Raw genomic sequence first — 12017 nt, 5'->3', positions numbered from 1 at the left:
CACGGCCCCCCTGTAGCCAACCGCACTCTCATCCCTGTTGGAGTAAGGATGCCGTCCCGTCAGTCCTATGAAGTGACCGTTGCCGGAGGCGGCCTCGGAGGCCTCACGGCCGCCCTGGCCATGCGCCGACGCGGTCTGCACGTCACCGTCCTGGAACAGGCCCCAGAGCTGGCCGAGGTCGGCGCCGGAATCCAGTCCGCGCCCAACGCCAGCCGGATCCTCGTCCGCCTGGGCCTGCGCGAGAAGCTCGAAGAGATCCGTACCGAACCGCAGGACCAGGTCCGGCGGCGCTGGAAGGACGGAAGCGTCATCGGTCTGACCCCGCTGGGCGACCGGTGCAAGCGCGAGTTCAACGCGCCCTACTGGCACTACCACCGGGCCGACCTGCACCGCGTCATCCTGGACGCCTGCACCGACCCGGAGGGCGCCGGTCCCCCCGTACAGGTGGAGATCAACAGCCAGGTCACCGATGTCGACGACAGCGACCCCGAACGCCCCGTGGCGATCACTGCGGACGGCCGCCGCTACGCCGCCGACGTGCTCGTCGGCGCGGACGGGCTGAAGTCCCGCGTCCGCGACGCGGCCGGCTTCCCCGACACGCTCCGGTTCTCCGGCGAGATGGCCTACCGGGCCCTCATCCCCGGGGACAAGATCGCCGCCGACCCCGCCACCCGCTGGCTGGTCGACCGGTTCCAGAGCACTATCTGGTACGGGCCCGACCGCCACCTGGTGCACTACATGATCAACGGCGGCGAGTACCTGAACGTGGTGGCGATCGTGCCGTGCCCGCCCGAGCTCGCCTCGCACAGCTCGGTGCCGGCCTCCGTCCAGGAACTGGCCGACGCCTTCCCCGGCTGGGACGACCGGGTGACCGCGATGCTCTCCAAGGCCGAGAGCACCGGCGCCTGGCCGCTCCACTACCGCCGCCCCGACCCGGGGTGGGTCGACGGAAGGGTCGCACTGCTGGGGGACGCGTGCCACGCGATGCTCCCGTACCAGGCCCAGGGCGCCTCGCAGGCGATGGAGGACGCCGCGGTCCTGGCCGAGGAACTGGGTACCGTTACCGTCGACAAGGCACCGGAGGCGCTGGCACGCTACGTCTCCCGCCGGGCGCAGCGAGCCGCCATGGTCCAGGAGGCCTCGCTGGCCAACAAGGAGCTGTACCACTTGCCCGACGGTCCGGAGCAGGAAGAACGCGACCGCAAGCTCCGTGACTTCCACGGGGAATCGGCGATCTCCTACGAACTGTTGTGGCGTGGGACACCGCTGGACGATTCCGACTCCGAATCCTTCTCCTACCAGTTCATCCGCTGAGGAGACCCATGAAGCCCGCCGCATTCACCTACCACCGTGCCCGCGACGTCGACGGGGCCGTCGACCTGCTCAGCGAACTCGGCGACGACGCCAAGATCATCGCCGGAGGGCAGAGCCTGGTCCCGATGATGAACTTCAGGCTGGCCAGGCCCGCCCATCTGGTCGACGTCACGGCTCTTCCCGGCCTTTCCGGCATCAGTACAGACGAGGAAGGGCTGCACATCGGCCCCCTCACCACCCATCGGGCCGTGGAGACCGCGCCCGACTCCCTCCTCGGCCCCGACCACGCGGTCCTGCGTGAGGCGATGGCCTGGGTGGGGCACCTGCCGATCCGCACGCTGGGCACGGTGGGCGGCAGTCTCGCCCACGGGGACGCGACTGCCGAGTGGTGCCTGCTGGCGGTCCTGCTGGACGCCCGGGTGGTGGTCCGTGGCCCCGGGGGTGCCCAGCGCACCATCGAGGCCGCCGACCTCTTCCTCGGCTTCTACATGACGACCCTGGCGCCCGACGAGGTCATCGTGGACGTGGTCTTCCCGAGACCGGCGCCGCACTGCGCGCTCACCGAGTTCGCCGAACGCGCCGGGGACTTCGCGGCCGTGGCCGCCGCTGTCGACCTCGACCTGGCCGCCGACGGCACCGTCCGCGGCGGCCGGGTGGCCCTGGGCGGGGTGGCCCCGGCCCCGGTACGCGTACCCGAGGCCGAAGCGGTACTGCAGAACGGCGGACCGGCCGGCCCGGAGCTGTTCGCCGCGTGCGCCGAGGCGGCCGAAGCGGCGATCGATCCCCCCTCGGACGCCGACGGCAGCTCCGACTACCGCCGGGTCCTGGCCCGGACACTCATCGTTCGTGCATGCGAGGAGGCCGCTGCCCGATGACCATCACACACGCAGCCCCGCAGACCGGCGAAGTCCCGGAGCAGAAGGAGACCTGGACCGGTACCGCGGTCCGCCGCAAGGAGGACACCCGCCTGCTCAGCGGCACCGGGACCTTCGTCGACGACGTCAGCCTGCCGCGCATGGTGCACGCCCAGTTCGTGCGCGCCACGGTCGCCTCGGGCCGGCTGCTCTCGGTCGACCTGTCCGAGGTGCGCCGTGTCCCCGGGGTGGTCGCCGCCTACAGCGCCGCCGACCTGGACCTGAACGACATCACCGCGGTCCTGGACCGGCCCATCGAGGAGTTCGTGCCGACCGACATGCCCATCCTGGCCCGGGACCGCGTCCGGTTCGCCGGTGAGCCCGTGGCCATCGTCGTCGCCGAGGACGCCTACGCGGCCGAGGACGGGGTCGAAGCCGCACAGGTGGAGTACGAGGTCCTCGACGCGGTCCCCTCCGAAGAGGTCGCCCTGTCCGAAGGCGCACCCACCGTCCACGACCAGGCCCCGGACAACACGCTGCTGGACGTGTCCATGTTCGCCACCGAGGGCATCGACGAGGTGTTCGACTCGGCCCACTACGTGGTGCGGCTCGACACGCGCAGCAGCCGGCAGAACGCCCTGCCGCTGGAGACACGCGGCGTCGTGGCCTCCTGGAGCGCACGCGACGAGAACCTGCTGGTACAGACCTGCACCCAGGTGCCCCACACCGTCCGCACCGCCATGGCCCGCTCGCTGGGGCTGGCCGAGAACCGGGTCCGCGTCGCCGTCGGCGACATGGGCGGCGGTTTCGGAATCAAGTGCGTGGTGGGGCGCGAGGAGATCGCCGCGGCCGCGGCCGCCCTGCGACTGGGCCGGCCCGTCAAGTGGATCGAGGACCGCAAGGACGCGCTCACCGCTTCGTTCCTGGGCCGCGAACAGCACTACGACACACGGGCCGCGTTCGACTCCGAAGGCAGGATCCTGGCCCTGGACGCCGACATCGTCTGCGACATGGGGGCCTACTCCTGCTACCCCTTCACCGCGGGTATCGAGCCGCTGATGGCCTCCGCGGAGATGCCCGGCGTCTACAAGGTGCCCGCCTACCGGGTGCGGGCCCGCGGCATCACCACGAACAAGGCGCCCACCGCCCCCTACCGCGGGGTCAGCCGGCCGCAGTTCGTGATGGCGATGGAGCGGTTGTTCGAACGCGCGGCCCGGGAACTGGACCTGGACCCGGTGGAGATCCGCCGGCGCAACGTCATCACCCAGTTCCCCTACACCGGCGTCAACGCCGTCACCTATGACCCGGGCTCCTACCTGGAGGCGCTGAACCTGGCCGAACAGCTGGTCCAGGACGAGGGCTGGTACGAGCTGCGCGAGTCGGCCGCCGCGCAGGGGCGCACCATCGGCATCGGCTACTGCTGCTTCAACGAACGCAGCGGCTACGGCTCGGACGCCTTCGCCAAGCGCAAGATGAGCGTCGTGCCCGGGTACGACCTGGCCGAAGCACGGATGGACACCTCCGGGACGGTGGTGGTGAGCACCGGAACGCTCAGCCACGGCCAGAGCCACGAGACGACCATGGCCCAGATCGCCGCCGACCGGCTCGGCCTCGATCCCACACAGGTCAAGATCCAGCAGGGCGACACCGAACGTATCGCCTACGGGTGGGGCACCTTCGCGAGCCGCTCCATCACCATCGGCGGAAGCGCCGTCTCACGGGCCGCCGACAAGCTCGGCGAGAAGCTGATGCACATCGGTTCCCACATGCTGGAGACCACACCCGACAACGTCGAGCTCCACGACAACACGGTCCGCCGGATCGACGACCCCGACCGGGCGGTCAGCTACGTGGACATCGCCGACATCGCCTACCTGCGGCCCAACCTGCTGCCGAAGGCGATCGAACCCGGACTCGTCGGCAACGGCGACTTCGACACCCCGGGTGACGGGACCTTCTCCAACTCCACCCACGCCGTGGTCACGGAACTGCACCCCGGCACCGGGAAGGTGGAGATCCTGCGCTACCTCTGCGTGGAGGACTGCGGAGTGGCCATCAACCCGCAGGTGGTCGACGGACAGGCCCGCGGAGGCATCGCCCAGGGCATCGCCGGGGCCCTGTACGAACGCATCACCTACGACGACCAGGGCGAACCCTCGGCGGCCAGCTTCATCGACTACAAGGTGCCCACCGCCGCCGAGATCCCCGACGTGGCGATCAGCCACCTGGAGACGCCCTCCCTGCTCACCGAGAGCGGGGCGAAGGGCAGCGGTGAGGGCGGCACCATCGGTGCCCCCGCGGCAGTGGTCAACTCCGTCAACGACGCCCTGCGCCACACCGGGGTCGAGTTCGACGCCACACCCATCACCCCGGAGCAGGTGCAGCAAGCATTGGAGGCCCACTCATGACCGACCGTCTCCTGATCACCCTCACCGTCAACGGTGAGGAACACGAACTGCTCACCCCGGCACGCCGCACACTGGTGGACGTCCTGCGCCACGACCTGCACCTGACCGGGACCCACGTGGGCTGCGAACACGGCGTGTGCGGTGCCTGCACCATCCTGGTCGACGGGGCACCGGCACGCGCCTGCCTGATGTTCGCCGTGCAGGCGGAAGGGCGGCAGATCCGCACCGTGGAGTCGCTCGCCGGCCCCGACGGCCTGGGAGACCTGCAGCGCAAGTTCTCCGAGCACCACGCCCTGCAGTGCGGTTTCTGCACACCGGGCTTCCTGATGCTGGCCGAAGGCTTCCTGGCCGACAACCCCGAACCCACCCGGGAGGAGATCCGCGAGGCGGCCTCCTCCAACCTGTGCCGGTGCACCGGCTATCAGACCATCGTCGACGCCATCGGGGCGTGCGCGGACGAACGCCGAGCATCCTGCGGCGCCGTGTGCGGCCGACCCGCCGACGACCCCGCCGATGAGAGGAGCCGGGCATGATCCTGGAGAAGAGCACCTTCGTCGAGGCCTCCCCCGAGGAGGTCTTCACCGCGGTCAACGACGTCGAACGGATCGTGACCTGCGTTCCCGGAGCGGCACTGGACGGCCGGGACGGCGACACCTACCAGGGAAACGTCAAGGTCAAGGTCGGCCCGATCAGCGCCGCCTACTCCGGAACCGTGCGTTTCCTCGACGTCGACGCCGAGCAGCGCACGCTGCGGGTGCAGGCACGCGGCTCCGAGGCCGGCGGCAGCGGTGACGCCGAAGCAGCGGTGACCCTCGGTGTCGTCGAACGCGAGGGCGGCTGCGTCCTCAACATCGAGGCCGACCTGCTGATCCGCGGCAAGATCGCCCAGTTCGGCAAGGCCGCCATCGGGGCCGTCTCCGACCGGCTGCTCCAGCAGTTCGCCGACAACCTCTCCCGGATGCTGCGTGAGGGCTCGGGCCCCGCGCTCGCCGCCGCTGCCTCCGCCCCGGCGGGGCAGGTCCCGCCCCAGGCCGGGCCCGCCGATGCGGCTGCTGCCGCCGCCCCCGCTCCCGCGCCGGCCGGGGACGAGCTCGACGGCCTGGGCCTGCTCGTGGGCCCGAGGACGAAGAAGGTACTCCCGTACGTGGGCGCCTTCGCCGTCGGCGTGCTGCAGGGCCTGCTGCTCGGCAAGCTCGCCTCCCAGTCCAAACAGATCGCTCTGCTGAAGGAGGTCCGCCGTGGCTGAGCTGGACACCTACGGTGACTCGACGGCCGACACCTACGCCCAGGCCGGGTTCGGCTCCCAGGTACGGCGAGGTGCACGCCCCGCAGTGGTCGTGGTCGACCTGAGCCGCGGGTTCACCGAACCCGGCTTCCCCAGCGGCGCCGACCTCACCCCGACCGTGGACTCCACCGCCCGCCTGGTGGAGAGCGCCCACGCCGCCTCGGTCCCGGTCATCTACACCGTCATCGCCTACTCCGAGGAAGAGCTCGCCGGCGACTGGTACCGGTGGCTGGACAAGGCACCGGGCATGCGCGGGATGCGCGAGGGCAGCGCGGCCGTGGAACTCGACCCGCGGCTCACGCGCGGCGACCGCGACCCCCTCATCGTGAAGAAGGGCGCCTCGGCCTTCGCCGGCACACCACTGGCCACCATGCTCACCGGGCTTCAGAGAGACACGCTTCTCGTGTGCGGCGCGACCACGAGCGGGTGCGTGCGCGCCACCGCCGTGGACGCCGTACAGGCGGGTTTCTCCGCCCTCGTCCCGCGCGACTGCGTGGGGGACCGGGCCGAGGGCCCCCAGGAGGCGGCCCTGTTCGACCTGGACGCCAAGTACGCCGACGTCATCGGGCTCGACGACGCCCGCACCTACCTCTCCCAGGCCCGGGCATGAGCCGGCCCCGACCCCGTCTCCAGGAGGAAACGACCATGTCCGAAAGACCGATCCACCAGGAGGCCCTCGCCGACCTCGCTGACGTCCCTGCCGTCGGACGCTGGTTCCGCTCGGGCGGCCTCCGGCTGCACGCGCTCGACTACGGGGCCCTCGAGCAGGCCTCCGGGACCGATGAGCGGCCCAGCCTACTGATCCTGCCCGGGATCACCAGCCCCGCGATCTCGATGGACTTCGTCGCCCGCCGACTCACCGACGTGGCCCGGCCCGTGGTCGTGGACCTGCGGGGCCGGGGCCTGTCCGACGCCCCGGGCGACGGCGACTACAGCCTGAGCGCCTACGCCGACGACGTCGAGGCCGCGGTCGAAGGGCTGGGGCTGGGCCGGACGGTCCTGCTGGGGCACTCGCTGGGCGCGCGGATCGCCGCGGCCGCCGCGGTCCGACCCGGCGCCGCCTACACCGGGTCGATCCTGGTCGACCCGCCGATGAGCGGGCCGGGGCGCGCGCCCTACCCCACCACGTTGGAGGCCTTCCGCAAGCAGCTGCAGCAGGCCCAGCGCGGTACCGACGCCGAGGAGGTGGCCGGTTTCTGGCCGCGCTGGTCGCTGCGCGAGCGCGAGCTGCGGGCGCGCTGGCTGGCCAGCTGTGCCACCGAGTCGATCGACGCCACCCACCGCGGTTTCGAGGCGGAGGACTTCTTCGACTACTGGGGCTCGGTCCCGCAGCCGACCACGCTCGTGTACGGAGCGGACAGCCCGGTCGTGGACGCGGCCGGAGTGAAGGAAGCGGCGGAGGCCCACCCCGGAGCGGAACTGGTCGGGGTCGAAGGCGCCGGCCACATGATCTTCTGGGACGCCCCCGAAGGGGCGATGACCGCCGTGCGCGAGTCGCTGGCCTCGATGCCGAAGGCCTGAGGCCGCAGTGCCGTGTCCGGGCCGTCCGTCCTCCGGCCCGGACCTCCGCCGTGTGGGCTCCCCGTGTCTCGAGCCCTCACGGCACCTCCGCGGGGCTCCTCAGGTGGGTCGCGCACAGGTCGGGCTCGACGAAGGCCTCGACCCGCTCGACCGCGGTCGACGACCCCCATGCCTCCATCGCCCCCTGCATCAGTCCCAGGTGCAGGGGGCACACCACGTCGGGCCGCTCCGTGGCCAGTTCGAGGAACGGACAGTGGTGCACCCCGATCTGCTGCCCCTCGCCGTCGGGGAGCAGCTCGGGTGCGAAACCCAGCTCGTCGAGCAGGTTCATCAGTGCCGACACCGGCTCGGCCGACCCGGACGTGTCCGCGGCCGCCCGGGACCGGCCCCACGAACGGCCGGCCTCGATCGCCCGGCGGCCGGGGTCGGGCTCTCCGGCCAGACCCGCGGCCAGCGCTTCGGCCAGCACCCGATAACTGCGCGGTCCCGTCGGGTCCATACCCGGGACCGGCCGGTACAGGCGAGCGGGCCGCCCCGGGGCACCGCGCCCGGAAGTGGTGTGCTCCACCTGGCCGTTCGCGGCCAAGGCCTCCAGGTGGAAACGGGCGGTGTTGGCGTGCACACCGAGCCGCTCGGCGATCTCGGCGATCCCCAACGGCCGCTCCGCGCCGCGCAGGAGCCGCAACACCTGCTCCCGGCGCCCTGCCGTGGGGCTGCCCCGTCGGGGCCCCGCCTGCCTGCTCTCCCGGGGCTGCGTGTCCTGCCTCTTCACTGCGCGGCCTGCGGGGGAAGCCCCGCCACCAGGGGCGTGTCCACGCCGACCACACCGACCCTCGAAGCGCCGCCGGGCGAGTCCAGTGAATCCTCGCGGCCCGGCAGGGGCTGGGTGAAGAACTCCTCGTTGTCGGCTAGGTAGGCCCCGAACTCCGTGGGCAGGTCGTCCTCGTAGTAGATCGCCTCGACCGGGCACACCGGCTCGCAGGCGCCGCAGTCCACGCACTCGTCGGGGTGGATGTAGAGCATCCGGTCGCCCTCGTAGATGCAGTCGACCGGGCATTCGTCGATACAGGACCGATCCAGCACGTCCACGCACGGTTGGGCAATCACGTAAGTCATGTCCCGAGTTTATACGAGGGGCTCTTGTGAAAACCAGGGGGTGCCGACAGCACCGCCCGGCCGGGACGGTGTCAGCGCCGGGAGAGCGGTTCGACGACCGAGTACTCACCCGGCAGACCGGCCTCCACGGTGTAAGACGGATCCAGCCCGTGGACCCACTCCCGGAAATCGCAGAAGGACACCGGCAACCCCCGTGCCTGAACCGGGTCCGGCCCGTCCATCGCCTGCAGGTGCAGGTGGGGCTGGTGCGCGTTGCCGCTGCTCCCGCATTCGGCGACCTGCTGGCCGGCACCGACCTGGTCGCCGACCGTCACACGCAACGAACCCCGGCGCAGCTGCGCGAGGAGGATGTGGGACGACATGTCGGGGTAGGCCACGACCACGTAATTGCCGACCATGGCCGGAACACCCCGCGCCTCCCGGGAGGACCGGTTCCACGCGTAGGGCACCCGGGCCACGACCGACCGGTGCGCCTCGTGGTCCTCCTCCCCGTCGTGCGCGGCCATGACCACGCCGTCGAGCGGTGACAGGACCGGACGGCCGTGGGAGAAGAAGCGCTCCGGCGGCTCCGTGGCCAGCACGCTGCGCCAGTCCCGCGCCCGCACGCTCTGGTTCTGCTCGTCGACCCCGACGAAGTCGATGGCGTAGCGGTCGGCGAGCGACTCCGTGCCATGACTGGGCACGCGCCGCAGCGGGCTGTTGCGGACCAACCACCGTCCGGTGAACGGTAGGTCGAGAACAGTGGCCGAACCCATGTGTGCCCCCTCGACGCCAGGTACCCCGTACCACGAAGTTATGCGGTCAACTGCCGTGTGACCAGGGGTAAGGCCCCGCGTGTGATCGAGGGGGTGTGGGACGGGACGGTTCGGGGCCGGTCACCCCTGCGTGGCCAGCCATTCCTTGCAGCGCTCACGGAACCACGCGAGCACCTCCAAGACCTGCTGCCCGCCGTCACCGGACAGCGACTCCAACCGGAAGTTCGGCCGGCGGTCGAGCGCGTCCTCGGGCAGAGCGATCCCCGGGACGGCGTTGAACCGGTCGAGCAGTTGGCGGCGCATGCCCACCGTGTCGAACGGTGGACGGCTGTGCAGGTGCTGGAAGACCACCTCGGCCGTACCCATCTTGGGGTAGAGAGTCAGGGCCCACCGTTCGTGCGAAGACGTCAGCTGGTCCCAGGTCAGCATGAAGCAGCTGGTCTCGGCCCCTTCACCCCACCTCAGCGCTCCACCCAGGCCGTCCCAGCCGTCGATGAGCTCCAGGACCGCCCTGGTGGTCCCGGCCGATCGGTTCTCCACCAGTTGTTCACGGAAGCGGCGCTCACGCTCGACCGCCCTGTCGATGTCCAGCCCCGTCAGTTCGGCCAGCGTGGCGGCCGGAACGAACCGGTCATGAGGCATACCGGCCTGCTCGGCCGCCGCGGTGTCGGCGAAGGCGCGGTCCCGGTGCGGGGCGTCCTCGTGCTCGGCCAAGTACGTGGCCACGGTCGCTGGACGGGTGCTCGCCAACAGCGCCAGTTCCCGATGCGTGGTCCAGTTCTCCGAGGCCACCATGGCCAACGCCTCGCCGATCCGCTTCCCGGAGGCTTCCTCCAACAATCCCCGATCCTGTCCCGCGTCCAGCGGGGCCGGCCACAGGACCTTGGCGCGTTCGGCCAGCTCGGCGGCGCGCTCTTCGATCTCGGGGCGGCCCCAGCTCGCGACCTCCGCGATCTCCCGGTTCATCCGGAGCGCACTGGAGTCGAAGATGCCCCGCTTGCGGTCGAACATGTGGTTGGAGAGCTTGGCGTTCTGCGCGGTCAGGGTGAGGTTGCCCAGCGTGTGCAGCAACCGCGTGTGCAGCTCTTCCCCGCTCTCACCGGGGTCGGACTGGGTGCTCAGGAGCGCATGCCATTTTTCGGTCGGCTTCTGCGGAAGCACGTGCTCGATGCTCAGCCGGGCCTTGGTGAAGTCGACCGGTTCGGGGGAACCGAAGCTCTCCTCCAGCCTGCGCAGTACGTATGTGCGTTGCGGTCCACGGCCGGACCAGTAGAAGTTACGCGTGGCCACGGCCTCGTCCAGGATGCGGTCGGTGGGCCAGCGCCGCCGAGGATCCGACAGGTAGCGGTGCACGGAGTCGGACACGGATCCGCCGGGAGGGATCTCCTTGGGCGAGGACATGAAGATGCGGTTGAGCCCCTGGGTGGGAACACCCGCGATCATCCGCCTCACCATGAAACTCTCCACGTAACCCAGGGCCCTGATCAGCTCCTCGGTGTCGGCGTGCCCCTGGTCGCGGAGCACCAGCAGATGCAGAGCGAGCGGCCGGTAGATCATGTTGCCCCAGTCGACCAACCGCTGCAGGATCGCGGCCAATTCCGGATGGTCCTCGTACCCGGGGTCGATGACACGCTGGAGGAGTTGGCCGCGCCGCCTCAACTGTTGCAGTTCTGCGCGCAACGCCTGCTCGCCCCCGTCCAGGGCCACCTTTTCCAGGCGTGCCTTCTGCCCGTGGTAGACCTCGCTCTGCTTGGCCCGGTCGTCGCCGCGTAGCACCAGGTCCAGCCAGGCCAGGGTCTCCAGCTGGTCAGGGCCCAACTCCTCCTGCATGGGCAACCAGACCTCGTCGTAGACTTCCTCGTCGCTCTCGGGAAGAAGCATGAAGACGTGATTGCGCAGCAGATCGGTCTGGCTCAGGCTCTTACCGGTGTTGTTCAGCGACTCGAAGATCCGGTAGACGTTGTCGTCCTTCTCCGCCAGGATCTCCACCAGGGTCATGCGATGACCGATGGTCTCCTCCAACCGCTGGAGATCTTCCTCCTTGTGGTCGGCGACCATGCGCGAGAAGTAGTTGTAGGCGAAACCGACGTTGTCGTCGGAGCCCGCGTCCACTTCCCTACGAACAATGGCGTTGTAGGAGGCCCGGTCGACCTGGGTGGGGGAGATGCGGTACCTGTCGTCCTTCTTCTCGAACCGGTTGATCAGGTACACACCGTCGATCTTGTCCGCACCGCTGAAATCGTCCGCCTCCAGGACCTCGACTGCGCTAAGCCGGTCGCGAATCGCTGCCAGGGCGATGGACAGCGTCGTGAGCCGCTGCTGGCCGTCAATGACCAGGATCCGGTTCAGCTTGCTGACGAAAGACACCTGCGGAGCGAGGACGACCGAACCGATGAAGTGGGACGCGGCGGATCTGCCCGAATTCTCCGCTGCCACGTCGGTGGCCACCTGTTCGGTGAGATCGTCCCAGAGCCGGTCGAGCTCTTCCTTACCCCACGAATAGGGGCGCTGGTACAGCGGAATCTGGAACTGCCGGGTGCCCTCGACCAATGCTTGGAACGTGGTTTCTTTGGCCTGCATGAGAGCGCCTCCTCCTAAAGGGTACGGAAAGTGGGACGGGGACGGCATCAGGAAGGGGCCGGTACGTCTTACCGGTGAGAACCCGGCCGGTCCGGGGAAGCTCCGGGGTAGAGCCTGTCGCCGACCTAGTGCTGTGGCCGGAAACGTTCACCCGGGTGTGCTCAGGCCGCGGTGGCCAGTGGGC

The 12017-nt window shown here is 70.1% G+C and carries 11 protein-coding genes; 7 read left to right on the top strand and 4 right to left on the bottom strand.

The genetic code is table 11. From position 1 onward, the window contains the following. Positions 1 to 48 precede the first annotated feature (48 nt). Genes D456_RS0111145 through D456_RS0111115 form a run of 7 tightly spaced genes read left to right on the top strand, consistent with a single transcriptional unit; the run spans position 49 to position 7382 of the window. Complete coding sequence (locus tag D456_RS0111145; RefSeq protein ID WP_026115767.1) at positions 49 to 1314, top strand: FAD-dependent monooxygenase; 1266 nt, start codon at positions 49 to 51, stop codon at positions 1312 to 1314. 8 nt (positions 1315 to 1322) lie between these two features. Next, positions 1323 to 2189 carry an FAD binding domain-containing protein gene (locus tag D456_RS0111140; protein WP_017576262.1) on the top strand — a complete coding sequence of 289 codons (867 nt, stop codon included), beginning with the start codon at positions 1323 to 1325 and terminating at the stop codon, positions 2187 to 2189. Continuing rightward, the gene (locus D456_RS0111135) at positions 2186 to 4576 is read left to right on the top strand and encodes a xanthine dehydrogenase family protein molybdopterin-binding subunit (protein WP_017576261.1); all 2391 of its coding nucleotides are present in this window, start codon (positions 2186 to 2188) and stop codon (positions 4574 to 4576) included. Before D456_RS0111140 ends, D456_RS0111135 begins: the two co-directional genes overlap by 4 nt. Further along, positions 4573 to 5109, top strand: a complete 537-nt coding sequence (locus D456_RS0111130) for a (2Fe-2S)-binding protein (protein WP_017576260.1) — start codon at positions 4573 to 4575, stop codon at positions 5107 to 5109. The genes D456_RS0111135 and D456_RS0111130 overlap by 4 nt, the downstream gene beginning before the upstream one ends. Continuing rightward, the gene (locus D456_RS0111125; protein WP_017576259.1) at positions 5106 to 5822 is read left to right on the top strand and encodes an SRPBCC family protein; all 717 of its coding nucleotides are present in this window, start codon (positions 5106 to 5108) and stop codon (positions 5820 to 5822) included. Before D456_RS0111130 ends, D456_RS0111125 begins: the two co-directional genes overlap by 4 nt. Then, entirely contained in the window at positions 5815 to 6471 is a 657-nt protein-coding gene (locus tag D456_RS0111120; RefSeq protein WP_017576258.1) for an isochorismatase family protein, read from the top strand. The genes D456_RS0111125 and D456_RS0111120 overlap by 8 nt, the downstream gene beginning before the upstream one ends. Before the next feature lie 35 nt (positions 6472 to 6506). Beyond that, positions 6507 to 7382 (top strand): alpha/beta fold hydrolase, encoded by an 876-nt coding sequence (locus tag D456_RS0111115; protein ID WP_017576257.1) that lies wholly within the window; start codon positions 6507 to 6509, stop codon positions 7380 to 7382. Positions 7383 to 7458: 76 nt separating this feature from the next. Here D456_RS0111115 and D456_RS23985 read toward each other — a convergent pair whose 3' ends face one another. The 4 genes from D456_RS23985 to D456_RS0111095 all read right to left on the bottom strand — a co-directional run bounded on the left by D456_RS23985 (position 7459) and on the right by D456_RS0111095 (position 11833). Next, entirely contained in the window at positions 7459 to 8070 is a 612-nt protein-coding gene (locus D456_RS23985; protein ID WP_040699107.1) for a helix-turn-helix transcriptional regulator, read from the bottom strand. Between the two features lie 80 nt (positions 8071 to 8150). Then, positions 8151 to 8498 carry a ferredoxin gene (gene fdxA, locus D456_RS0111105; protein ID WP_026115766.1) on the bottom strand — a complete coding sequence of 116 codons (348 nt, stop codon included), beginning with the start codon at positions 8496 to 8498 and terminating at the stop codon, positions 8151 to 8153. Positions 8499 to 8569: 71 nt separating this feature from the next. Then, a complete protein-coding gene (locus D456_RS0111100) occupies positions 8570 to 9253 on the bottom strand; it encodes a M23 family metallopeptidase (RefSeq protein WP_017576254.1) in 684 nt (227 codons plus the stop codon). Between the two features lie 120 nt (positions 9254 to 9373). Then, entirely contained in the window at positions 9374 to 11833 is a 2460-nt protein-coding gene (locus D456_RS0111095; protein WP_017576253.1) for a DUF262 domain-containing protein, read from the bottom strand. Positions 11834 to 12017: the final 184 nt, after the last annotated feature.

It is taken from the genome of Nocardiopsis kunsanensis DSM 44524, assembly GCF_000340965.1.
In the GTDB taxonomy this organism is placed as follows: Bacteria; Actinomycetota; Actinomycetes; order Streptosporangiales; family Streptosporangiaceae; genus Nocardiopsis; species Nocardiopsis kunsanensis.
This window is presented reverse-complemented; position numbering and strand designations above follow the sequence as displayed.